This window comes from Spirabiliibacterium pneumoniae (assembly GCF_014884995.1).
In the GTDB taxonomy this organism is placed as follows: domain Bacteria; phylum Pseudomonadota; class Gammaproteobacteria; order Enterobacterales; family Pasteurellaceae; genus Spirabiliibacterium; species Spirabiliibacterium pneumoniae.
In genome coordinates, this window is record NZ_JABMII010000010.1 from 1 (window position 1) to 23983 (window position 23983).

The 23983-nt window shown below is 46.8% G+C and carries 28 protein-coding genes and 1 pseudogene; 6 read left to right on the forward strand and 23 right to left on the reverse strand.

Annotated features, from left to right (window positions below; all coding sequences use genetic code 11):
• The 4 genes from HPC38_RS07525 to HPC38_RS07540 form a co-directional block, all read left to right on the forward strand.
• On the forward strand, positions 1–431 hold a 431-nt coding region (locus HPC38_RS07525), incomplete at its 5' end, for an OmpA family protein (protein ID WP_208120679.1).
• Between the two features lie 270 nt (positions 432–701).
• On the forward strand, positions 702–3308 hold the full coding sequence (acnB, locus tag HPC38_RS07530; protein WP_208120680.1) for a bifunctional aconitate hydratase 2/2-methylisocitrate dehydratase: 2607 nt from the start codon (positions 702–704) through the stop codon (positions 3306–3308).
• A 62-nt stretch (positions 3309–3370) separates the two neighbouring features.
• Positions 3371–4456 (forward strand): metallophosphoesterase, encoded by a 1086-nt coding sequence (locus HPC38_RS07535; protein WP_208120681.1) that lies wholly within the window; start codon positions 3371–3373, stop codon positions 4454–4456.
• Positions 4457–4732: 276 nt separating this feature from the next.
• On the forward strand, positions 4733–5023 hold the full coding sequence (locus tag HPC38_RS07540; RefSeq protein ID WP_208120682.1) for a hypothetical protein: 291 nt from the start codon (positions 4733–4735) through the stop codon (positions 5021–5023).
• Between the two features lie 29 nt (positions 5024–5052).
• Here the strand turns inward: HPC38_RS07540 and HPC38_RS07545 are convergent, their stop codons facing one another.
• The 13 genes from HPC38_RS07545 to HPC38_RS07605 all read right to left on the reverse strand — a co-directional run bounded on the left by HPC38_RS07545 (position 5053) and on the right by HPC38_RS07605 (position 16571).
• Positions 5053–5895, reverse strand: a complete 843-nt coding sequence (locus tag HPC38_RS07545) for a DNA adenine methylase (protein WP_208120683.1) — start codon at positions 5893–5895, stop codon at positions 5053–5055.
• 49 nt (positions 5896–5944) lie between these two features.
• The gene (locus HPC38_RS07550; protein WP_208120684.1) at positions 5945–6079 is read right to left on the reverse strand and encodes a Com family DNA-binding transcriptional regulator; all 135 of its coding nucleotides are present in this window, start codon (positions 6077–6079) and stop codon (positions 5945–5947) included.
• Between the two features lie 141 nt (positions 6080–6220).
• Positions 6221–6709: an enoyl-CoA hydratase gene (locus tag HPC38_RS07555; protein WP_208120685.1), complete on the reverse strand. Its 489-nt coding sequence runs from the start codon at positions 6707–6709 to the stop codon at positions 6221–6223.
• Entirely contained in the window at positions 6699–7442 is a 744-nt protein-coding gene (locus HPC38_RS07560; RefSeq protein WP_208120686.1) for a DUF4376 domain-containing protein, read from the reverse strand. Before HPC38_RS07560 ends, HPC38_RS07555 begins: the two co-directional genes overlap by 11 nt.
• Positions 7443–7449: 7 nt before the next feature.
• Entirely contained in the window at positions 7450–9300 is a 1851-nt protein-coding gene (locus tag HPC38_RS10475; RefSeq protein ID WP_235977694.1) for a tail fiber protein, read from the reverse strand.
• Positions 9301–9316: 16 nt separating this feature from the next.
• A complete protein-coding gene (locus HPC38_RS07570) occupies positions 9317–9886 on the reverse strand; it encodes a phage tail protein (RefSeq protein WP_208120687.1) in 570 nt (189 codons plus the stop codon).
• Positions 9879–10985: a baseplate assembly protein gene (locus tag HPC38_RS07575; RefSeq protein ID WP_208120688.1), complete on the reverse strand. Its 1107-nt coding sequence runs from the start codon at positions 10983–10985 to the stop codon at positions 9879–9881. Before HPC38_RS07575 ends, HPC38_RS07570 begins: the two co-directional genes overlap by 8 nt.
• Positions 10982–11350 (reverse strand): GPW/gp25 family protein, encoded by a 369-nt coding sequence (locus HPC38_RS07580; protein WP_208120689.1) that lies wholly within the window; start codon positions 11348–11350, stop codon positions 10982–10984. The genes HPC38_RS07575 and HPC38_RS07580 overlap by 4 nt, the downstream gene beginning before the upstream one ends.
• A 53-nt stretch (positions 11351–11403) precedes the next feature.
• Entirely contained in the window at positions 11404–11955 is a 552-nt protein-coding gene (locus HPC38_RS07585; protein WP_208120690.1) for a phage baseplate assembly protein V, read from the reverse strand.
• On the reverse strand, positions 11942–13006 hold the full coding sequence (locus HPC38_RS07590; RefSeq protein WP_208120691.1) for a phage late control D family protein: 1065 nt from the start codon (positions 13004–13006) through the stop codon (positions 11942–11944). Before HPC38_RS07590 ends, HPC38_RS07585 begins: the two co-directional genes overlap by 14 nt.
• Positions 12999–13229 carry a tail protein X gene (locus HPC38_RS07595; RefSeq protein WP_208120692.1) on the reverse strand — a complete coding sequence of 77 codons (231 nt, stop codon included), beginning with the start codon at positions 13227–13229 and terminating at the stop codon, positions 12999–13001. Before HPC38_RS07595 ends, HPC38_RS07590 begins: the two co-directional genes overlap by 8 nt.
• Positions 13210–14139, reverse strand: coding sequence for a phage tail protein (locus tag HPC38_RS07600; RefSeq protein ID WP_208120693.1), 930 nt, complete (start codon positions 14137–14139; stop codon positions 13210–13212). Before HPC38_RS07600 ends, HPC38_RS07595 begins: the two co-directional genes overlap by 20 nt.
• Positions 14139–16571, reverse strand: coding sequence for a phage tail tape measure protein (locus HPC38_RS07605; RefSeq protein ID WP_208120694.1), 2433 nt, complete (start codon positions 16569–16571; stop codon positions 14139–14141). Before HPC38_RS07605 ends, HPC38_RS07600 begins: the two co-directional genes overlap by 1 nt.
• Positions 16572–16621: 50 nt before the next feature.
• Between HPC38_RS07605 and HPC38_RS07610 the strand changes: the two genes are divergently transcribed.
• The gene (locus tag HPC38_RS07610; protein ID WP_208120695.1) at positions 16622–16804 is read left to right on the forward strand and encodes a hypothetical protein; all 183 of its coding nucleotides are present in this window, start codon (positions 16622–16624) and stop codon (positions 16802–16804) included.
• Positions 16805–16827: 23 nt separating this feature from the next.
• On the opposite strand, the pseudogene HPC38_RS07615 reads toward HPC38_RS07610, so the two are convergent.
• The 10 genes and pseudogenes from HPC38_RS07615 to HPC38_RS07660 all read right to left on the reverse strand — a co-directional run.
• Positions 16828–16947: pseudogene (locus HPC38_RS07615) on the reverse strand (GpE family phage tail protein); the annotation flags it as partial.
• A 20-nt stretch (positions 16948–16967) separates the two neighbouring features.
• Positions 16968–17258 (reverse strand): phage tail assembly protein, encoded by a 291-nt coding sequence (locus tag HPC38_RS07620; RefSeq protein ID WP_208120697.1) that lies wholly within the window; start codon positions 17256–17258, stop codon positions 16968–16970.
• Between the two features lie 87 nt (positions 17259–17345).
• Positions 17346–17864, reverse strand: coding sequence for a phage major tail tube protein (locus HPC38_RS07625; RefSeq protein WP_208120698.1), 519 nt, complete (start codon positions 17862–17864; stop codon positions 17346–17348).
• A gap of 10 nt (positions 17865–17874) precedes the next feature.
• A complete protein-coding gene (locus tag HPC38_RS07630) occupies positions 17875–19257 on the reverse strand; it encodes a phage tail sheath family protein (RefSeq protein ID WP_208120699.1) in 1383 nt (460 codons plus the stop codon).
• A gap of 11 nt (positions 19258–19268) precedes the next feature.
• Complete coding sequence (locus tag HPC38_RS07635) at positions 19269–19772, reverse strand: Gp37 family protein (RefSeq protein ID WP_208120700.1); 504 nt, start codon at positions 19770–19772, stop codon at positions 19269–19271.
• A complete protein-coding gene (locus HPC38_RS07640; RefSeq protein ID WP_208120701.1) occupies positions 19773–20210 on the reverse strand; it encodes a gp436 family protein in 438 nt (145 codons plus the stop codon). It lies immediately after the preceding gene.
• Complete coding sequence (locus tag HPC38_RS07645; protein ID WP_208120702.1) at positions 20210–20548, reverse strand: DUF7210 family protein; 339 nt, start codon at positions 20546–20548, stop codon at positions 20210–20212. The genes HPC38_RS07640 and HPC38_RS07645 overlap by 1 nt, the downstream gene beginning before the upstream one ends.
• 55 nt (positions 20549–20603) lie before the next feature.
• On the reverse strand, positions 20604–21536 hold the full coding sequence (locus HPC38_RS07650) for a major capsid protein (RefSeq protein WP_208120703.1): 933 nt from the start codon (positions 21534–21536) through the stop codon (positions 20604–20606).
• Between the two features lie 15 nt (positions 21537–21551).
• Positions 21552–22664: a peptidase gene (locus HPC38_RS07655; RefSeq protein WP_208120704.1), complete on the reverse strand. Its 1113-nt coding sequence runs from the start codon at positions 22662–22664 to the stop codon at positions 21552–21554.
• A gap of 223 nt (positions 22665–22887) precedes the next feature.
• Positions 22888–23382, reverse strand: coding sequence for a phage virion morphogenesis protein (locus HPC38_RS07660; protein WP_208120705.1), 495 nt, complete (start codon positions 23380–23382; stop codon positions 22888–22890).
• 82 nt (positions 23383–23464) lie between these two features.
• Between HPC38_RS07660 and HPC38_RS07665 the strand changes: the two genes are divergently transcribed.
• The gene (locus HPC38_RS07665) at positions 23465–23815 is read left to right on the forward strand and encodes a hypothetical protein (RefSeq protein ID WP_208120706.1); all 351 of its coding nucleotides are present in this window, start codon (positions 23465–23467) and stop codon (positions 23813–23815) included.
• Positions 23816–23983 lie beyond the last annotated feature (168 nt).

Below are 23983 nucleotides of genomic sequence, written 5' to 3' on the forward strand. Positions count from 1 at the left end.
GCCAATTCAAAGTGTTGTTCGACACCGATATGAATGCCCAATCGTTCTTCTGGCATCCAAAAGGCTGTAACAACCAGTATGAATTGAACGGCGACTTCTTGTTTGACTTCGATTCCGCACGTTTAACACCAAAAGGTAAAAAAGTGGTTGAAACCGTGGTGGAAGGCTTGAAATCTCAAGGCATCACTGCGGTGACTGTGGACGGTTACACCGACCGCTTAGGTTCAGACAGCTATAACTTGAAACTGTCACAACGCCGTGCCGATGCGGTGAAAGCCTATATGGCGAACCTTGGCTTCCCAGCGCAAAACATTTCGACCCACGGTTTTGGTAAAGCTGACCAAGTGGTATCCTGTGATGGTGAAAGTGGTCAAGCGTTGAAAGACTGCTTACGCCCTAACCGCCGTGTGGTGATTTCCGCCAAGCAGTAAGTGAGCATTCACATAACGCAAAACCGCACTTTTAAAGTGCGGTTTTTTTATGCGTTATTTTCTCTCGTTTCTCTGCCTCTGTCCCTAAGCCGCCGTAAGGGATCTGCGGTAGATGTGACAAAGAAAAACCAAAGTGCGGTTGGTCAAAAACATGATCTATGCCTAAAAATTGAAATAAACCCCACAAAACACCCAAACTATGCAACAATTTCATAACAAAAACGTGCTATACTCAAAGCAACGAATACTTTTACTTTAACGAGGTGGACAATGTCAGATTTTCTACAAAACTACCGAACCCAAGCGCAACAACGTCAACAACAAGGCATCGTGCCAGAGCCACTCAATGCGGAACAAACCGCACAACTGGTGGAATTACTCAAACAACCGATTCAAGGTGAAGAGGCCTTTTTGCTCGATTTATTTGAAAATCGCGTGCCAGCGGGTGTGGATGAAGCAGCCTATGTCAAAGCCTCATTTCTTTCTGCTTTAGTCGCAGGGGATGCCACTTCTCCTCTGATTAGCCCTGAAAAAGCCATAGAAATTTTAGGTACGATGCAAGGTGGCTATAATATTGAGCCGATGATTAACGCCTTGGATAATGAAAAACTCGCCCCACTGGCGGCGAAAGCACTTTCTAAAACGCTGCTGATGTTCGACAGCTTCCACGATGTGGAAGAAAAGGCCAACGCAGGTAACGCCCACGCTAAAACTATTTTACAATCTTGGGCAGATGCCCAGTGGTTTTTAGACCGCCCGAAACTAGATGATAAAATCACAGTTACCGTGTTTAAAGTCACAGGTGAAACAAATACGGATGATCTCTCACCTGCGCAAGATGCGTGGTCGCGCCCAGATATCCCGCTGCACGCCTTAGCGATGCTGAAAAACAGCCGTGATGGCATTGAGCCAGATGTGGACGGCGAAATCGGCCCAATGAAACAAATCGCTGCACTCAAAGAAAAGGGATTCCCGCTTGCCTATGTGGGTGATGTGGTCGGTACGGGTTCTTCGCGCAAATCCGCCACCAATTCTGTGCTGTGGCTGATGGGAGAAGACATTCCGCACGTGCCAAACAAGCGCGCAGGAGGGGTGGTGCTCGGAGGTAAAATTGCGCCCATTTTCTTCAACACGCTTGAAGATGCAGGTGCCTTGCCAGTGGAAGTGGATGTGTCGAATTTAGAGATGGGCGATGTGATCGATATCTATCCTTATGAGGGCAAGATCTGTAAACGCGACAGTGATGAAGTGCTGGCGGAGTTTGAACTGAAAACCCAAGTACTGCTTGATGAAGTGCGGGCTGGCGGGCGTATTCCGTTAATCATTGGGCGTGGCTTGACGCACAAAGCGCGTATGGCACTCGGCTTAGGCGAAAGCGATGTGTTTGCAAAACCGCGCTGTACTGAGCAAAGCAATAAAGGCTTCACCTTGGCACAAAAATTGGTGGGTAAGGCCTGTGGCGTGGAGGGCATTCGCCCTGGGCAATACTGTGAGCCGCGCATGACCTCGGTTGGCTCGCAAGACACCACAGGGCCAATGACCCGTGATGAACTGAAAGATCTTGCCTGCCTTGGTTTCTCGGCCGATTTGGTGATGCAATCGTTTTGTCATACAGCTGCGTATCCTAAACCTGTGGATGTGAATACGCATCACACATTGCCTGATTTTATTATGAATCGCGGCGGTGTGTCTTTGCGGCCAGGAGACGGCATTATTCACTCATGGCTCAACCGTATGTTGCTGCCAGATACCGTTGGCACCGGTGGGGATTCGCACACCCGCTTCCCGATCGGGATTTCATTCCCAGCAGGTTCAGGCTTGGTGGCGTTTGCTGCTGCCACAGGGGTGATGCCGTTGGATATGCCAGAATCCGTATTGGTGCGCTTTTCAGGCACTATGCAACCAGGTATCACCTTGCGTGATTTAGTGCATGCCATTCCGTATTACGCCATTCAACAAGGGCTGTTGACGGTGGAGAAAAAGGGCAAGAAAAATATTTTCTCTGGCCGCATTTTAGAAATTGAAGGCCTTGAGCATTTGAAAATTGAGCAGGCGTTTGAACTTTCAGATGCTTCAGCTGAGCGCAGTGCGGCGGCCTGTACTATCAAGCTTGATAAAGCGCCGATTATTGAATATCTCAATTCCAATATGACCTTGTTGAAATGGATGATTGCCGAAGGCTATGGTGATGCACGCACCCTTGAGCGCCGCGTGAAAGCGATGCAAGCGTGGCTAGACGATCCACAATTGATGCAAGCCGATCCTGATGCAGAGTATGCTGCGGTGATTGAGATCAATATGGATGAGATCAAAGAGCCAATTTTGTGTGCCCCGAACGACCCAGATGATGCCCGCAAACTCTCTGAGGTGGCAGGGGATAAAATTGATGAAGTGTTTATCGGCTCGTGCATGACCAATATTGGGCATTTCCGCGCAGCGGGTAAATTGCTTAACAAATTTAAAGATGTGATTCCAACACGGCTTTGGGTGGCGCCGCCAACCAAAATGGACGCTACACTATTAAGTGATGAAGGCTATTACAGCATCTTTGGCAAGAGCGGCGCGCGCATGGAAATGCCAGGCTGCTCGTTGTGTATGGGGAACCAAGCGCGTGTGGCACCAAAATCCACTGTGGTGTCCACCTCAACCCGTAACTTCCCGAACCGCTTAGGGCAAGGGGCGAATGTGTACCTCGCTTCAGCCGAGCTGGCGGCGGTGGCGGCGTTGCTCGGTCGCCTGCCAAGCCCGCAGGAGTATCTTGATTATGTGGCGTCATTGCAAGACGACAAAGAAGATACTTACCGTTATATGAATTTTGACCAAATCAGTCAGTTTGTGAAAAAAGCCGACGAGGTGATTTTCCAAACGCCAGTATAGATTTGAGTGGTCATTCGTTATAATCTATCCCCCCATTTTGGGGGATTTTTTTAAGGAGCTTTATGCCTGCACGTTATGTGATCATTTTTATTGTGGTGTTGCTGTTCGCTCAGCTTTTGATTTGGGCGGTGAGCCGTGGGGTGGCGTGGTATTTTCGCCCTTGGCTGCGTCCTAGAGCTGAAAAGGTGCTTAAAGCACTGTTTTGGTTGTTGCCAAATGGCATTTTGCTGCTCACCGCCACCCGCACCGTGCCGTTGTTTAGAACCAGTGCAACGCTATTATTTTTGCTGGTATATATGGCCATCATCACCGCACTTTGTGCCGTTTTATATAAACTGTTTAGCGTAAAATATCAAAGTGCGGTCAGCGCCAGCATTCGTGTGCTATCACCGTTGGCACTGGCTGGGGTGATCGGTCTTGGGCTATATAATGCCTACACGCCTGTGGTGCGCCACTATGCGTTTCACTCTGACAAATTGCAAGGCAGTTTGCGCGTTGCGTTAATTGCGGATTTACATTTGGGCAAGATTTTTGGTAATGCGCAGCTTGATCAATTGGCAGACATTTTAGCGGCGGAGAAGAGCGATGTGGTGTTGATTCCAGGGGATTTGATGGACGACAACACCGACGTGTTTGAGGCGGAGAATATGCAACCGCACTTGGCCAAAATTCGTGCACCACTGGGCGTTTATGCCACCCTTGGCAACCATGATTTCAAAGGTCAGCGTGCCATTACGCGCGCGGTAGAAGGGGCTGGCATCACGGTGCTGACGGACACCAGCACGTTAGTGGATGAGCGTTTTTATCTCATCGGGCGCAATGATCGCCTCTCCAAAGTGCGGCCAGCGACGCAAACTTTGCTTGCGCAATTGCCAAACGATAACAAACTACGTATTTTGCTTGACCATCGCCCTGATGAAATTGAGGAAAATGCCACCTTGGCGTTGGATATGCAAGTCTCTGGCCACACCCACAAGGGGCAAGTGTTCCCAGCTAACCTTATCACCAAAGTGCTTTACACCCTTGATCATGGCTATCTTGACTTAAACAGCCGCCACTTTTTTGTCACCTCAGGCTATGGCTTGTGGGGCATTCCGTTTCGCATTGGCTCGCAGTCAGAGGTGATGATCATCGATATTAATCCATAAAAAATGCACCCGAAGGTTGTTGCCGACCGCGAAATTTGAGAAACATAACCGCTAAAAGTGAGAAAATTTAACCGTCTTATTTTTTCTCATTTAAAGCGGTTTTTTATGCCGTTTAAATCCTCTTTTAACGATGTTTTAAATCCATTTTAGACCTCCATACCTCTCCAGTAGAACTACTCGCCAGTCAGTTGTTTTAACTCCACTTTAGACTTCACTTCACCCTCCAACAGAGTAATGCTGTGTCCAACAAAACAACGAAGCGACGAGATGAGGTGAATGATGTTTCCAGTTAAATTACGAACCGAGCGGGAGATGATGTTAGAGGTTGCGCTAGTTGCAGATAGAGAGGGGCGCAGCTTTAAACCAGGTCATTTTCTTTATCATGTTAACGGGCTATTATACCGTAGCGAATACCTTGATGTACTATTTATCCACACCCATTGCCACCACCGTATTATTGCACTACAAAACGCTGAAGATACCAATGCGCCTTGGTATTACTGCCTTTTTTCTGAGTTATATGCCGCAGGCGTTAAGCCATTATCGCCCAATCAGCAAGATTATTAATGATTAAAGCCCCGTACGGGGCTTTTCTTTTAGAACCGATACACTAGGTTGTCTTCATATTTCCCACTATAACTGGTCGACGTTTGCACGGTAATGCGTTGTGCATGCTCAAACGCTTGCCAGTTATTGCTTTTGCTTTCCACTAACCACTCAATAAAGCGGATAAACTCACTTTTGGTTGATGAGAAAAACAGATAGGGCGGTCGAGTGAGATGGATAAGCCGCAGAAAGTCAATCAAATCGAAGTAGTTCGCCTGCTTATAGGCCGCCTGATGGGTGCAGAGATACGGTGGGTCAAGCACAAACAAGGCCTTTTTATCGTCTTGAAATTGAGGCAACAGTTGATGGAAGGACTCGTGTCTCACCTCAATACCATTGAGATAATCATCGGCATTGGGATAATCACTCAAGCGCACACAGTTATAAAAACCATGGCGATAAAGTGACTGCACGTCGGGCACTTGTTGGCCACTGAATAACAGCCATGCACAAAGAATATGCGGGTCTTTGTAACCATCAAACGCCTCAATGGTCTCAATCACTCGGTGGCGCATCTCGTGAGATAATCGTTTTTGGCGAGGCACATCATGCAAAAGTGCGGTCAGCTGTTGGCGCAATCGGTTAATGTCGGGGATATGTTGCAACCGCTCGGCATAACCATCGAAGTCGTTATAAATCACGCGGGCTTTTGGCTTGATACGTTTAGCCACGTGGCTCAATAGCCCCGAGCCACCAAAGGCATCAATAATCGTCCAGCCTTCACCCTCATCAGGAATGTGCTGATTTAAAAGCTGTTTAAAAGGGGTTAAAAATTGCCGCTTTTGCCCAATAAAAGGCAGTGGGGCTTGGGTGTAGTGTTTGATTTTATCCATAATAGTGCTCCTATTATGGCGTTCTGGCACTCGGGGTGCTCTGACACTCTCAGTTGAATTGATTAATCGCTTTGCAGCGATGGCATTTAATTTCGAGTTTGTCGACGTTGCGGGCTTTAGCCAATAATTTGCCACAATGTGGGCACCGAAGTGCTTTGGTTTGGTCTGTTGATTTCTTCTGCATTTAATCACCTTGATGTTAATTTTGATTGCATTTTTATACTGTATAAATATACAATTTAAACACCCAGTGATTTCGCAGTGGGTGGCTCATCTTTCCGCCCGACCAAGGCTTTGCATGGAAAGATGAGCCTTAAAATGACGTTTAACGCGGTTTAAAAATCGCGGCTAAATGATTTGGGCTAAATCGCCACCCCTCGTTGCCGTCGTTGATGGCATTGGTGCACCATTCGGAGCAAAAGAATTTGTTGCTGTTTTCTCGCATACCGAATACTACGCCAATCGCGCCCCACCAGTCGTAGTGTTTGCCCTTGGTGAGTTGAAAATAGAATTCAATTTGTGACTCACTGACACCTGTCAGCGGCACTAAATCCCATTTTTCATTGGTGACATCAATCACTTTTTTGCGTACACCACCATCACGAATGCTAGAGGAGTAACAGACAAAAGACTCCTCATAGTCGTAGTGATGACCTGTCAACCATTGAGTATGCTTGACTGCGATTTCGCAGTGGGAATATTTCCCCTTGGTCAGCTTGCGCGTGAGCCAATCGGAGAAACGCATCATCAAGGCTTTTGGATTTTTGCCTGTTTTGTGCCCTTTGTAGAGTGCAAGAAAGACGTTATTCGCCATAGTTTTTACTCCAGCCAGTTGAGTAGTCATAGTCACTTGGATTGTCGGCGGCAAGCATCGCCAAACGATGTTTTTCTGCATTGGCAAAATCCGCTTGCTCTTCGGCAATCAAGGTCAAAATCAATTCATTCAGCAGTGGCTTCGTCATCTCGACAAAGCTGTTGTCCATGGTTTTCCATTGCAATGCGGGTGGTAGCTCGGGTAGTTGCTGCATGGTCAGATATTGAATGCGGCTTGGCTCATCACTGTGAAACCATTTTTTTATGGATTTGACGTACACACCACTATGGGTGCGGTCATAACGCTCTTGCTTGATTTGCTCCCAAACCGCACTTTGCATGGCTGCTTTTTGTTGTGCTTGTTTTTCAGCATTGAGCACCCAGCCGTTATCTTGCCATTCATGGCAATCGCTCGGGCGCACAATAGTCGTAGTGTTTTCAGGATAATCTCCAACAGCGGTAATCTGAATGGCTTCCCCCGTTTCCGTGCTGTAGATCGTTTCGCCACGGTGGTCAGCGACATATTCCCACGCTGTATCATCTTCTGTGCGGCGGATAGCAAAGTGCAGTTTGCTTTCAGGCGGTGCATCGAGATATGCGCCCGCTGATAGCCCCGTGCCCACGCTAACAAACTCCTGTTCACTGTGGCTATAAAGCCCTAATTCATCCACACAGTAAACCGTGACGTGACCACTTTCTAGTGCAAAGCCCTGTTCATCAAATTGAATCATCATTAGCTCCTCATCCTGCTAGGCAAATATATTGAAAGGCGACATTGCGCGGGCGGGTTTCGTTGGCTGTTTTTACTACAAGGCTTGCATCAAAGTTGATTGCACCTCCTAAAGACATTGATGAGTCATTAATTACCGCGCCACCCCACTTTTCTGATCCCAATTTGTCAATCTTCTTAAACACTCCGCTTGCACCATATATTACTGGTGAGTATCCTTTGTCACCTGGACGAACTGATAACGTCCCTGCTATATTTTGCATCGCAAAATTTTGGAAAGACAAAATATTACGTCCTCGATCTGCTCCACGACCATTATCCCAACCGCGGATAAATTCTCCGCGTAAGTCAGGCAATTTATTGTTTGGATATTTCTTAGCTAATTCTGGGTAAGTTTTTGGATTAAAACTTTGGCCATTCATAGCTAAAAATCCTGTTGGCACATCGCCTTTAGGGTATGGAATAGGGATGCCTACCATAAATTCAGCAGAAATAAAGCGTGTCCAATTTGAAAATCTTGAGTTACTAAAATTCGTTCTTAGCCAAAACTCTGTGTCTTTTCCCTCTATGTGAGGGAAATAAACATCCGCATTTGTACCAGCTCCACTTAAGAACATACCTACGCCATAATTGTATGCATTAGGTGGCACCTTTCCGCCATTGACAGAGTACACTGTGCTATAAGAGTATGAATTCCCAGTGTCAACTGATTGGGATGAGTCTCCTCTAAATGCTGTGCTTAGTTTTGAACCATTTTCTGTTTCAAATTCTTTAGCCTTTAATGTTGTTCTTAAATCTGTTTTTGATTTATGTGGTCTATCACCTTGGAAATAAATCGTATTAGAACTATCTTCCCACCAAAAGCCGTCCACATTACCTGAAGATGAAGGATTGGAGGTATCATCGCCTTCATAGTTGAAGATGTACATATTATTATTGGTTGAAATAGGCGTATTCAATACAGTGGCCGTATTAGTGGCAAGCAATGCGCGTGTACTACCTGAATAGAGCGCAACACCTTTACCACCATCACCGCGTAAATCTAGCCAGCCATTTGCGCCATCGGCAGGATAAATATCACGCACTTTTAAATTTGCTTTAATGTCTACATCACCCGTGATGCTACCACCCGTATTGGGTACATTATCAAGGCTGTCCACACGCTCCCATTTACCGATATTCTTACCATCTTTTATGACGCGCGAGAAAATCCTGTTGGTGTAATATTCAAATACAAGTTGTTTAGCAAAATTAGTATTATCACCTTGAATAGACATCACCAACATATCAAACGCTGAAGGCGTCGGCTCGTTCTTCATTGTGTGCGCGTTGGCTGTTTTACGATAAAATCCTGGTTCGCGAATATCATTAAGATCAGCACCATTGGATAAGATTTTTTGGTCAAATTTCCATGTTTCTGCCTCAAGTTTGCTAACTCGAACGCCAACAGCATTGGCGGTACTGATTCCTTGCGTGCCACGGTCATAAGCTGTCTTCGCTGCCGCACTGGTCGCTACGGTATCACTAGAGGGTGAGTTAATAGCATTAGATTTTTTACTATTGGGAATGTAGTTACCCAGATTACGTGTAAGGCTGTCAATAAACCCTTTGAGGGTGAATCCTTGCTTGGCGGTGAGCGCCTTGCTGTTGTCGTTGGTAGTGAGATCGTCGACGAGTTGAACTCTACCTACCTGTTTAGTCGTCGCAGGTTTTTCAAGCTCTTTTTTAAGATACGTTGTACGGTTAGCGAGCTGTTTTGCCTGTTTGTTGCTGATACCATCAGCACCGCCTACAACAGGGTCGTTTTCCTCAATTTGGTAGATGCCTTCTTCCCATTTGGACTGTTCTTTTAAATTTGCCATAGTAAACCCTCGTTAATTACACCGAACCGTGGTTATAAGCCCCGTTATAGGTCGCTTTATTGTTGTAGAGAAGCGGTGCAGACTTATAATCCAACACCGCTAAAACACAGCGTGCAGGCGCAAAGTTAAGTAACACTTTGCGTATCTCAAGTGCTTGCTCATTGGTGATAGGCCGCGTGAGCTTTATGGCATAACATGCCCAACGTTCACCTTGTGGAATACGCACGACATTTTGATTGGAATCATAATTACGTGCTCTTAAGCCTTCATCAATTTCAATCTCACCAAAACCTAAACGGCGGAGTACTTCACGAATAGCCCACGGTGTGCCTTTGTAGCGATGAAGCTGCACAGCATTGCGGATAAGTGCGGTTTTCGAGCTTTGACTATCTGCCACAAACATGCCGTCATAGCCTGTCACACTCCATTTTTCAGCCAGCAAGTCGATAAAATCATCGTCCAGTAGCTCCACCAATGTGGTCATGATTTGTTGCTTTTCTTGCATGGATAAACGCGTACCCAGCTCCGCTAGTGCGGTGAAGGATACGTCTTTCTCAATCACGGCGGGGTAGGTTAATTTAGCCATCTTGACGCTCTCCTGCGACAGTAATGGTGACTTTCGTACAGTTTGCCCACTCGGTCGGTTGGATCACCATTTTGCTCGGTTGACGGATAACAACATCGTAAACACCTTCCACCCTTAAAACCTGCATCAGTGCGCTAGGCACAACATCAAGCCCAAGCCGCTTGGTGCGTTTTGCCAAGTAATCAAGCAGCGCATCGCGGGCTTTGGTTTTTACAATATCTTCACGGTAGCCGTCCAGTAACGTCAGCTCTGCCACAATTTGATAGGCCCGCACAATCGGCTCTTTAACCGTCACCACATCACACAAAGGCCGACGGTGCTCTGGGCTAAGGTAAGCAGTGATGTCGTTTTTCAGCCGTAAATCGGGCACACCGGTAACGGTGAGTGGATAGATATTGACCTTGCCACCGCCACCGTTGATGACTTGCACGTCTACAATAGCTTGCGATACCGCACGGGTGTGGTACTGGTATGCAGCAATTGAACCACAAGTCGAAAATGCCTCTGGTGCTGCTAAAATACGCTCACGGTAGGCTTCATCATCCTCACTGGCAATGCCACCCGAGGTGACGTCAATATTGGCGACAGTCACCGTTTTATCGGTATTTAAACGGCTTTTTAACTGCTTCACACGGCCAATTTCCCAGTTATTGCCAATGTTTCCTGTCAAATTGGCTTGTGCCTCAATTTCCACGTAATTAATCAGTGGAGTGATCACATCATCCGTCAAGGTGGAGAAATACAACTCAGGCGTGACTGCCACCTGCGTACCTTTGGGGATAAGTATGCTGTCGTGCGCTTCACTCACAGAAAACCGCAACACGCAGCGCGCGGCTTTATCCCGCAGGCGATAACACCCAAAAGGCTCGCCACACAAATCCAGTGCTAAATCAGTGGCAAATTGCGGAAAGGTTTGCAAAAAGGCCTCATTGATACCTTTGCGAATAAGCAGTTCACGGTAAGCATAAGTTTGAATAATCAACCGCTCTATGTGTGCAGGCTGCAAGGTTTTGCCTGTGCGTTGCTCATAGTCCGCAATACTGTCGGCGAGGATTTTTTTCACATTGTCGTGAACAATTTTAACGTCTTGTTTTTTCATACGTTGACCGCCGTTTGATAAATTTCACGATAGACATCGTCTTGCAAATACCACATCACCGTCAGCGTAAAGTGCGGTGCAAGGCCTGCAACACTCACGCGCTCAATCACAATGCGTTTCTCCCACGCATTCAGTGCCGTGGTGATTTCTCGCACCATATTAGGAATCGCAATATCCTCTGGTTGGTCAAGGTAACGCACATGATCACTGCCAAATTCAGGGCGCAAAATATCGCTGCCTTTAATGGTGGTTAAAATGGTGGCAACGCATTGGTGAATATCATCCACCCCTTGCACCACGCTGACGTTGTCCGTCTGTGGGGCAAGTTGCCAATGGGTGGTGAGTGTATTAACTGGTGTCTTCATACCCTTGAGTGTACAAGGGTGGAGGGGAAATTGATTTTAAAGTGGTTTAAAGATTATTTATCAGGCGTTGGCCCACGTGCGTGAGTGTGTTTATCAAGTACTACGCCATTGGAGCTCACACGTGGTGCATCAACAGACGTGTTGGATGTGATAGCATCAGTCACGCTCAAACTGCCGTTAATGGTCGTATTACCATTAATTGTGGTGGTTGCAGAGACCACTGCCGTGGCGGCAGTTACGGTCACCTGGCCTGGTGTGTTGACGACCACCTCGCCTGTGTTGCGGTTATGGGAGATTACGGTGCCATTACTGAATTTTTTCATCCACATGGCATTGCTCGAGGTGGGTGTGGGGTCTTGCTCGTTGTAAATCGTACCGAGCACACAACCGCCTTCACCGTGAGCATCGAGTAGCAATGCTGCCAGCTCACCTACATCAGGCAAGCAATAAAATTGATTGCCGCCCGCATTCAATGTTAAAAAAGGCAACCAATCGGTTTGCAAATCATCGAGGGCGGGAATGGTGCACCGCACTTTGTGTTTGGCAACGTCGAGTGCTGAAACAATCCCCACTTGAAAAGTTGCACCAAAATTATGGGTTTGCATGAGAAGCCTCCATGGCAAGGGTGGTTAAATCATCAGGCATAAATTCTAGCATTCGTACCTCAAGCTCGGTGGTGTAGCCGGCACTTTTGGAGAAAGTGTGGCGTGATGACTTGATTAAATATTTCCCCGAAAACACGCCAAGATTACGTAGCAAGATGGTGCTACCTGCCACCAATTTCGGATTGCCTAGCACGGTGATGTCACCTGCTTGTTGGTCTTCATTTTGTTCAGCTAGTGCAGCGTCAGCTTTGGCATCCAGTTGCTCTTGGGTTTCACCTCGGCTGACAATGCGCAAGGTATCGCCACTGGCCTCACGCGATTGAGCCATATTACCACGGCGTTTTTTCGCCTTTTTGCGCTGCTTTAACACCTTTTTGCCATTGACATCATAGCCTTTGATTTCAACAGCCTTGGCTGTATCTTTAATGCGATCACGCAGGCGCAATGCCATCACATCGTGCTCATTTAACTCCACCACAGGCGGGGTTTGCCCCAATTGTGTTTTGGCGGTAAAGACCAACTGATTGCCGACAATTTTAAAGCTGTGGTGATATTCTTTTGCTAATCGTGTCAAAAACTCCACATCCCGCTCTTGATATTGGGTGATGCGCTTTATCGGGATAGCTTTAATTTCCCCGACAACCTTTAATTTCAACCGTGCAGCGACACTGGCGACCACTTGCGCCAGTGTCGTATTCTCATACGCTTTGGGCTTTAATGTGCGGTAGTTTTTACTGATGCCACTGCTCAAAGCACGCAACGTAATCGTAGCGGGCAACGCCTCATATTCCACCTCGTCAATCTCAAATGCGCCGATATCGGTCAACGCCTCGCCTTTGTAGCCAATGGCAGCGCGCAGCTTATCACCTTGGGTTGGAAACCACTGGCGGATCCACTTACCTTGGCGATCTTCAAAGGTCACCGTTAGCTCATCACTTTGCCCTTCTAAATAGTCGGTGTAAGACAGCTCAATCAAATCAGGCTCAATGTCAGTGGTAATATTGGTTTTTTCATAAAAGAGTGAAAAATCGGGCACCGGCACATTAGTCATCTTGCCCCCTTAGCCATGGTGGCATTGCTTGGTTTTGTGTTGGTTTGGCCGCCAACACAGGAATGTACACCTCAACACCAGTGGGCAGCACCTCGCAAAAGCTTAGCTGTGGGTTGGCGTCCATAATGCGGACATATTCAGTGCCGTCGCCATAGTAGTAATAAGCCAGCGAATCCCAGCGTTCCCCTTGTTTGACGATATGCTTAAGCACGGTCTGTGTCATCGCGCACCTCCTCATCGTTACGCAACGCAATCCACGCGGTCATACTCGACACGCTGGGTGCGAGGTTATTGATTTGCTCGGCAGCGTCACTCACGCCTTGTGAAAGACTTGGAAACCAGCTGTCCATGCTGTTATGCTGATTGGCGTGAATGTCTTGATAAACGCCGTTCAAATCACGATAAATTGCCTGTGTCTGACTGCTAAAATCTGCCAATACACTGAGCGCATCGTGCAATGGCGTGAGCGCAGGGGAAAGTGCGGTGATATTAGCAAAATGACCGACTGTGCGCTCAAGCCCCGATAACGCCTGCGGCAAATAGCCAAGCGCTTGACGTGGGTTGGATGTAAACTGGCGCATAATCGACACCGCATTTTGCACCTCATCAAAGGCGCGCTTGCCGCGATTATAGAGCGACACACCTTGGCTGACAGCCTGCTTGGCCGCGCTGAGGCTGTTGTGTAAACCCGATGGCAGCAACGAGCCCAAAATGCTGTTGCTACCCACTTGCAATGCCGCACCCAGCAAGCCTGTGTCCACCTCGCCAATATATTCTTTCAAACTTAGGCTAATTTCACGGCACAGCACATTGCCTGTCGCGTCGGTGAACAAAGTGGTGGAGACTAAATCGGTGATCACAAAATGCCCTTTAACGCTGCCTTCCCCCCACACCAAGGCGAGGGCTTGCTGTTGTGCTTTGGCATTCACGAGGGCTTGCCATCGGCTTGCCACGTTGCCGACTTGATAGTGCAGCCGTGCGGCAAAGCTCAGCTCTGTTAAGCCTTCACCAGTGGCTTGCAAGTGTGGTTTGCCGCGTAATACAGCATGCTCTGCAAAGCTCGCACTTTGCGTTTCCGTAAATTCTGTAACATCGATTGGCTCAAGGGCCACATCGCCGAGTAAACAATACATTAGTAGGCTCTCCGTGCACGTTGATCGAATACGCGATTTAACAGGCGTTCAAACTCCGTTAAACTAATGTTTAAGCCTTGTTTAATCTCACTTAGCAGCCCTTCACGCTGTGCGCTTGGTGGTACATTAATGGTAGGGCTAAAATGCACCACCACGCCTGTTTCATGCGGCACTGCTTGAGCTGGGTTGCGCTGGGCAAACGTCTCGCGCAAGGATTGGAGCTTACGCTGGCGTTTAGGTTTTTGCCGTTGTGCAGTAGATGACAACGCGGTTGCTTTTTTCGGCGGTTGACGTTGCGCAGGTGATGACAACGCGCTTGGCTTTTTCGTTGCATGGCTTGGTTGGATCATGCGCAGGGCCGATTGGCCAAATTGCATCGCCCCGCCAACCAAGCGGTCAAGGTTGCCAACGCCTAAGCGTGCAGTGGTGGCTTTATCCAGCACATATTCTCCCTTGTGCACCACGCCTGCAGGCTCGTGTTGGCCACCGTCGCCTGTATAACCCCCACGGGCAAAGCCGCGCACGGGCACACTTTGAGCAAGTGCAGTGGCACTAGCAATACTTCTTTGGGCATTTTCAATGGAAACTTGTGATTCTACAGCAAAGCCCAGTTTGCCCTTAACCCAGTCTACCGCGCCGCCAATGGCGTTTTTCACGGCGGTGAAGGCACTCATCACGCCGTCGGCGAATTTGCTCATCAGTGATGCGCCAAATTCACTGAAGCTTGACGGCAAGTCAAACCCAAACCAGCGCAACACACTGGCAAAGGCTTTATAAAACAGCCCCAACGGTGACCAATCTAAAATGGTTTTGGTGATATTACCGATGCCACTGTTGAAAAAGGTTTTAATATTTTCCCAAAGGGTAGAGAAAAAGCCTTTAATAGGTTCCCAGTATTTGTATATGAGAAACGCGGCAACGGCAATTCCTGTTATGATAAGTCCAATGGGGTTCATTAACATTGCGCGGCCAACAAACAGCAGAGCTTTGCCTGCCATAAGGAGGCCTTTCACTAGAGCCCCACCAAGTATTTTACCCAATGCCAGCGTGGATTGTGATAATCCCCAGATAAGTTTTGTTCCCACTTTAAGCAGTTTTAAACCACCACCAAGTGCAACTTTTACACCAAGAAATGATGTAATCAACGCAGATCCAGCTGTGCTAGCAGCTATTGTTACACCCACCAACGATGCCAGACTGGCACCGATAGTCACAATGCCTTCAATGATCCATGGATTATTTTGCAAAAAATTGGCTGTCCAATAAATAACAGGCTTGATAGCGTTGACCAACTTATTCAATGGTGGTAAAAAGGCTTTACCAACCGTAATGCCAATTTCAGTAAAGCTATTTTTGAGTAGTTGTAAGTTGTTGGCTGTAGTGTTACTACGGTTTTCAAACTCGCGTTGCATTGAGCCCATATATTTAAAATTTCCAGAAGCGTCCTTTTCTGCGAGTAAATCTAACTGGCGGTTATATTCAGCTTGGTTTTGTGCGAGCAACATCACATCATCAGCATATTGACGACCAAACATTTTGGATAGCAGTGGGTATTGTTGATCTTTTGGTAGCGTTTTCACTTTTTTAATGAAGTCTGTGATCGCCCCCTGCGCATCTTTATTCATTGCTTGTGCGAATTTTTTCGGAGTAAGTCCAAGCATAGCGAGCTCTTTAGCGTGTTTCCCCGCTTTGAGATCGGCAAACGAGGCGGTCATTCCCTTAATCGCCTGCGCTGCAAGTTCAGGTGCTTTACCCATTGACAAAAAGGTTGAACCTAGTGCAGCGGCTTGGTTTTCGCTTAGACCCAGCATTCTCGTGTCAGATCCAGCTCGTGCAATGACATTGACAATATCTGCCGCTTTAGCATTGGCATTATCAGAGAGGTGGTTGATGGCATCACCAAATTGTGCCATTTCAGTGATAGGTTTTCCCAAAACATTTGCCATGGTAGCCATAGCCTCACCAGCATCACCTGCCGCCATATCAAACGCCACCCCCATTTTGGCAGCATCTTCAGCGTAGCCAATTAAATTCTCCCGTGCTAAACCAGCCTGACCACCCGCAGCCACAATGGCGGCAATTTCTTCCCCCGCCATTGGGATTTTGCGCGTTAAGTTGAGAATGTCTTGCTCCATCTCCTTAAACTGTGTGGGGGTGTCAAAATTGACTACCTTTTTGACATCTGCCATAGCACTTTCAAACTCAATAGCAGGCGCAGAAAGCCCTTTTAAAGCTCCCACAGCTGCACCAACACCCGTAGTGATTGAGCCCACGCCCAATGCGGTGAGCTTGGCAAAGTGCCCCATTTTTTGGGTAGTTGTTTGGGTTTCATCGCGCAAAATTTTTAATGATCTTCCAACACGTTTCACGCCTGCAATTGCACCACCTACACTTGCACCAATGAGCAATGCAATTGAAAGATTACTTGACATAATGGCATTTTCCTTGCATAAATAGGGTTAAATTAATATAGGAGACCACTATGAAATTAAGTACCGCACTTTTGGTTTTGATATTTGGCTTCATTTTGTTGCCTCTTGTGGGTTTTATTTTGTGGTTTTTCGGGTCGCTTTATTATGATCTCTACACAGCAGCATCAATAGAGACACTTGTGTTGGGAATAATGCTTGGTGGCATGATTGGCTTTTATCTCTGCCGAAAATAACGCCAACAATGACAAATAAGCCGCTAGTGAGCGGCTTTTTCGTATCCTGCTTTTATCTGCCGCTTGGCTTGTGATAGCCAATTTTCCAGATCATCTAAATTCATCTGTTCCAACTCACTCAACCCCCAACCAAACCACCAAGCTAAATCAGCTAATACGTCGTCTAAGGCGTTGAAGTTGACTTTCCCTTTTGCATATCCATAAAAGCTTTTTGTAGTTTGAAATAGTCCGTCATATCCATTTGATTAAAGTCTTCTGGAACAAGACCTGTTAAACGTGCTAGCAACGCAATTTCAATGTCGGCATCATTGCCGCCTTGACGATTAGCCTCTCGCATGTCGACTACCTTGGCTCGGCGAATTTTTAATTCAGTAACTGTGTTACCCTCGCCATCTTTGAATGGCACATCTAGAGCAATGGTTTGAAAAATGGAAATATCAACGGCTTTGGCCATAAAAAACTCCTTAGTAGTTATGTTTAATATCTACTAAGGAGTGTATCGAAGTGCGGTTTAAATTGATTTTAAACTAGTTTAAAGAATTTATTGCCCGATATTGGTGCGGTATTTTTGCAGTACATCTTGACCGTTTACACGGAAGGCATTGCTATACACGTCCACAAATAACACCTCTTTGCCCGCCAACGTCTGCTTAATGGAGTAGATTTGGAAGGTATCTTGCAACTCTAACGCCTCTTTTGGCTTAAAGCTGCCACTGGTGGTTTTGTTAAACTGTACGTTCATAATGGTGACCAACGGTTCTTCGGCGGCCAAGCCCATAGAATTAAACACCTGCACGTCAGAACGTACCATCAGCTGGATGTTTTTCATCGGGTTGTAGTTTTGGGCGCGCACCTCTGGATAGTAACTATCCCAAGTTACCTCACCCTCAAGTGCATTGAGCCCTGCAGGTAGCTTGATTGTGCCTACAAGCCCAAGGGTTTTATGCTCAATTTGTTCAAACTCAATATCAGGCAATTTAATCTCTTTAGCCTTGCCCAAAAGTGAGTTGCCGTTGATATAGACGTTGGCATTGACGATCTGATTAATTGCAACACTCATATTTTACTCCTTATTGTGACACCAAGTTGACCAGGTATTTGCGGGTCATCACACTGGTGTTGGTGATGCGCTCAGCTGGCAATTTCGGGGTGTAATCGTAGGTGATCGGTAATTGCCCTTTGCTAAACGCATCTGGCAGGTCGTAGTCGTAATCAAGGCTTACGCTGTAGCCGACCAGGCTTTTTTGCGTGCGGAAGTAGGTGTCCACCGTTTCCAACAGGCTGTCAATCAACGCATTATCAATTGGGCGGTCGATATACTGTAGCTCAACGCGACGAATGGACTCATCAAGTAAGTCACCTGTGCGAAGTGCGGTTTCAAAGTTGATGATGTGCGTCACAGTTGGGTAGCAGCTTGAGCGGTTGCCCCACAAACGAAAGCCTGTACCAAAACTGTTGAAAATGGTGGTAATACCCACCGCATTGAGGCGGTTGGTTTCGCTTTGCAAGTCGTCGATGCGTGCAGTGAGCGGCACTTCCATGCCAATCACACCCAACAATTCACGATTGGAGGTGCTATACCAGTAACCGTGCTCCACATCGACTTTCATGCGCAGGCCCGCTGCATGGGCAGCAAGGCTTTCAAGGTTTTTGCTCATACCAAGCGCATAAGGGTAAAAATGACGTACCCGCTCAGAGCTCGCTTTGGCGTTAATGGACCCCAACGGCCCACGTCCTTCAATGGCTTTGGACAATGTTGTACCTTTTGGTAATTGCACATACGCCACCGCCCCCAGTTGCTCCGCCAACACTTGCAAGGCAGCCGCGCAGCTGGCGGTTTTGTCATACTCAGGACAAATCAACACCTTGGCATCTGCACCAAACAAGTTAAAGCCATCACGCATTAACTCAAAGCCTTTGCGTGCGCCGGTACTTGATTCAACGCCCCCTTTGATGTCGTCTTCCGTGACTTTGCTAGGGTCGGCGTAGGTGAACGTGGCGGTGAGGTTGGATTTGCTTGCTTTAAAGCGAATCTCACCAGTTTGCATATCGATACTATAGTCCTCGTTTTCAGTCAGCGGCGAGCTATCGGCCTTAACAGTCAATGTCAACAGTCCAGGCTTGCTGGTATTGGCGATGAGCGTGGTTGGATCAACCGTCAATGACTCATCCTGTACCTCGGTTTTATGCTTGCTTGGATCAAGCACATTGACCACATACACAAGTCCCGCTTTGTAACGCGCTAAAATATCAAATGCATCTGGCAGGGTGTAGCCTTGACCGAGGAGTGTGCCAAACTGGGCAAAGTCTTTTTTGGTTTGGCAAAGGGTTAATTGATTGACCGCCCCAATCGGTGCGGTGCCAATGATGCCAATAATCGCACCATCAACGGTTTCAACCGCAACAGAACCACCTGTTACGCGTTTTGTTTCACTACCATGATGAAAAGCCATCTATTGTCTCCTTATGGGTTGTGTTTTGCTTTTAAATCGGGGTTAAGTGGGTCATGCGGACGTCGCGCATGCACATGAATAAGACCAGGCTTGTCCTCGCAAATACGGTTCTCTACCTGCCAGGTTTCGGTACGCAACAACAGTTGGTATTGCCAAATGCCACTAGCTTCACCTGCAAACTCTTCACTCAAGAGGCTAATGGCCTCGCAGTTGGTGGGACGAAAGCCCACCACCGCCAATCGCACTTGGTCAAGCATGGCCAAAGCACCGCTGTCATCATGCTGACTGCGAGCGAGAATGGTCAACGCCACTGCCACCACGCGCCTTTGTTGGATAATGTCGCTACTGCCCACGGTTTCAAACTTTGAGCCAGCATATTGCACCAACACCGCGCCAAGCTCATCCTTGAGAAAATAATCGTCCACATTATCGGGGAAAAGCTCTACCGTAAATGATGGCAATTGCGCTTCCAGACGATCATGAATACTCTCCAAAATCGGTTGCGTGGCACTCATTTAATACCCCGTCAAATCTGTCTTGTCTGAAGCGCGGGCAACAAAGCGAGGCACACTTGGTTGCGTGTCATCACCTTGTACGCCGCGCTCGGGCAGGCCAAGATGCAATTTACCCGCTTGAATGCGCTCTAAATCTTTCAGTGCCTGCGCGTGGGTTTCTTTGACATTGTCAGGAAAACCCTTACCGTCAGGTCGACGAGAATAGAGCCAATAGCGAGCAAGATGTAAGCAGATATTGCGTACAAGGGTCGGCACAGAGGTCAAAGGGAGCACATAACGTGCGCGCAAATAGCCATCCACTGTTTCAACAGCGTATTGACAAGCCTTGTCCAATACCGCTTCATTAGCAGTAGCAGCCCTTGAAGAATCGTTTGATAATTCAATCAGCGTGCGCTCGCTTAAGACTTCCGTTAAATCCTGTGCCGAGATGTAACGCATTATTCATCACCTTTTGCGTCTGAGTTCTTGTTGCCTTTGTTGCCTTTACCTTTATTTTTCTTGGCTGTCGTTTCCGCGCTCTCTGCCACATCATCCGCCTGCTCAGTGTCAGCTTGTGCATTTGCCGCACGTTTGGCTTCCTCTTCAAGACGTTTAGCCTCTTCTTGTTTAAGTGCGTCCAATCGGGATTTTTCCTGTGGCGATAACGTAACGTATAGCGAAAGATCACTGGCTTCTTGGGCGGTTAATTCAATTTCAGCTCCTTGCTCATAACGTTTACCGTTATGCATAATGGCAATAGCCGCTGTCACGACATGGGTGAGTGTGTTTTTGTCCATATTTTTCTCCAGTTGACCGCATTTAAAGCGTGTTTAAATGCGGATTAAAGGGTGATTAACCTTTCTTTAAACAGTCTTTAATGAGGAAGCCTGCCACTTTGCCCAGCACGTGCGGGTTATAGATGTCAGTGCAACGCACCACTTCTAATTTACCGCCATTTTCGACGTAGGTGTCGACAAACAAGCCGTCCTTGCGGCGTACGGTGTAGCCGTAACTTGGCTGATAGACAGTGCCTTTTTTATCGCTAGAGGTTGGTACATACGCCAGTACAACGGTGTCAGTCCAAATGTCTTTTAATAAACTGGAATCTTCATAGACGGCCTCACCAATTTTGACGGTTTCAACATCAATCAGACCGGCAAAAATTTCAGGGGTGATGATACCTTTTTGCACATATTTCACTTTCTCAATAACGCTTGGGTGCTCTTTGAGAATTTCCCACACATCACCAGCAATCACGCACACATTCGGTTTATGACCAATAGAGCGTTTGATGGCGTGTTTAGCATCATCAATGACTTTAAACGGGTTTGAATTCGCATGGTCGAATTGGCTTTCACCACTTAACACCACTTTATTGGTGCTTTCATAGTTCGCCTCGTTTTGTGCCAAGGTGGCAATTTCTTTCTCACGTCCAAGAGCAATCACATCTTGCACGGTGCTCAAAGCATATTGGCGCAGCGGGAAACTAGCTTCATTGTCTTCACGATAGTCGATGGCATACTCCAAATCGTGCTCTTCAAGTGCCACGTCAATGGAGCCGATATCCTCAGGCTCTAACCGGTTGGACTTGCCGCGCACTTGGCGCACAGTAGTAGGCACACGAAAGGCCAAGCGACCAAAGGTTGGGATTTTCCCCGCCTCTTTGTCGATTTCAACAATCGGCATCAGGCTATCGCCGACGAGGTCGTTATTGTGATAACCGTAGGCCAATTTGGTCAATACAGGGTCTTGCACACGCAATTTTTTTAAATCTAAAGCTGACATAGTGTCTCCTTGGGGTTATGAATTGAAAATGGCATTGAACGCTTCTGTGTAGTCCACGCTATGCTCTGACATATAAGCCATGATTTTTTTATCGACTTCAATCGAATTAGGATCTGTGCCTTCGGCATATTCAACGCTATCATCTGGCGCATTGGCTGCGGTTTTTGCTGTGGCCACCTCGTTAAACTCAACCACTTTAGGCAATTGGCTTAAAAAGGCTTTTAATTGATCGTTAAAGCCGGCTTCAGAAAAGTCAGCGCTGGCATGATCTGCATTTAATAAGGCGAGAGCCTCCGTTTTTTGTTTCGGTGTCAGTTTGCCTGCCGCAACCAAACTCTCCGCAAATTCAGCATTTTCAGCCTCGCGTTGTGCTTTCATGGCATTGGCTTGTTCGGCTTTAAGGCGCGCATTTTCCGCCTCCAGCTCGGCAAGGCGTTGTTTTTCAGTTTCAGACATGTCTACTTCTCCTTGTGGTTTTTCATCAGGTAAATGGGAATTGGTCGGCTCTGGCGCATTGGCGGGTTCTGAAAAAGCAGGTACCGCTGAGGCAGCATTGATTTCATGGATAGATTCGCGTGTCGCTTCTTCCGTCAAACTTTGTACTTGCCATGCAGGGATGACATTATCTGCCGCCTCGAGGCCAAACTTGCTGATAAAAAAATCTCGTAATCGCTGCCAAAGCGAGGCTTGTGTCCAGTCACTAAATTCAACGAAATCATTTTCACTGTCATTGAACACAGGGTCTTGCATCCCTTTTACCGCCGGTGGTGCGGCACCGAGAAACCCTACATGGCGCAAATAAAAGCCCTCAGGTTTTGGGTTAGCACTGGAATGAGGAAGATAAAATGAGGCAGACACTTTCTTATAACGACCATTGCGAACCATTTCCGCAAACTGGCTGTCCACTTGCTGGGTCTCGGCTTTCAGAACATCGCCGTCAACGGTTAAACCTTTAATCCAGCCATAGGCCGGGTTGTCATGCTTTGGATGGCCAATGACAATCGGCGCTTCGTGAAACTCGGGTTTGTAATTGGCGGCAATGGTGCGCAGGTCATCAACGGAGATGGTGACCAAATTGCCGTTAGCGTCTTGGCGTGTGCCAGCGCGAAAAATTTCAATGGCGTGCATAGATACCTCGCTGTTGCTCTATTGGGGTAAGCATAGCGAAGTGGTGGGGGAAAAGATTTTAAAGTACTTTAAAGAATTTCATTAACAAGAAAATAAACGAGCTCAATCTATAAAACATAACCCCGTTAAAATGCCGTTAAAATGGCGCACTGTGCGTTAAAATAATTTCAGGCGAGCCATTATCCTAATAAAAAACAAAATGCGCCTGTGCGCATTTTAGGGGCTATTTTAAAACCTGCTGAATTTGGCTCTCTAACACACGATGTGCCTTGCGTAACAATAGGGGTTCATCTTGTTTGCTGATACCTAACCATGGACGGGCAGGAATCGTGACTTTTTTAGCATAGACACTGGATTTGCCCAGTCGTAAGCGTTTGGCTTTTTTCGGCACAATCGTGCCACCAAATTGATGCAAGCGGGCATATTTTAATGCACTACCAAACTCAACCCCCTGATCACTGTAGTTATAGGCCAACGTGTTACGCAGCTGGTGGCTGTCTTTTAAAATATGATCATTGCCTTTAACTTGACGAGTGAGCGGTGATAATGGTTGCCACTTTTCGCCATCAGGCGATTTTTCCTGCTTGAAGCGGTTATTGTGGATTTTTTTCAGTTGCTCACCGAGTACACCATAGAGTTTGCGCGGTCGCTTTAACTGCACAACAATGTGCTTGAGCTTTTCGCTAACATGATGATCGTCGAGTTCAATTTTAATCATTGTCTTCTCCTAATTGCTTAATTTTTGTAGAATATTTTCTATGCAACAATACCCAATTCAACGTGATTAAAAAGGAAACGCCATGTTCTTACAAGGAACTGATGTGATGTTTTGCATCTATGATTTATTTTATTCCCGAAAATGGCTTGTTTTAAATGAGCGGGAAAAACAGCTCCCCCTTGATCCTAATGCTGAAAAAGAAGCAGTGATGTTTTTGTACACGTTAGATCAGCAAACTGAAGAAACGTGGAAATCGCTTACGCCAAATCAACGAGCAACTATTAATGGTTTATTGATCGATTTTATGGCAAGAGCCTCCACCTCTAGCAAGACTTGGACAGTGTCTGACGATATTTCACCATCTGAACAAGCTATTGAAATTATTAAACACGAGATTTTTCTAAGTCATAACTCGCTTGTAATTTCAAACTGATTTGCTCACGTATTACGTTAATTTTTGCCAACGGTAACGCATTTTCTACTTTAAAGGTCTTTTCGGAGGCTTTTGTTAATTTAGTCATGTGTTATCTCCTATTGATTAAAAAATCGTTCAGTTGTATAGTTTATAAAGCCACAGGGGTTTCCTACTGGAAAGGTTACG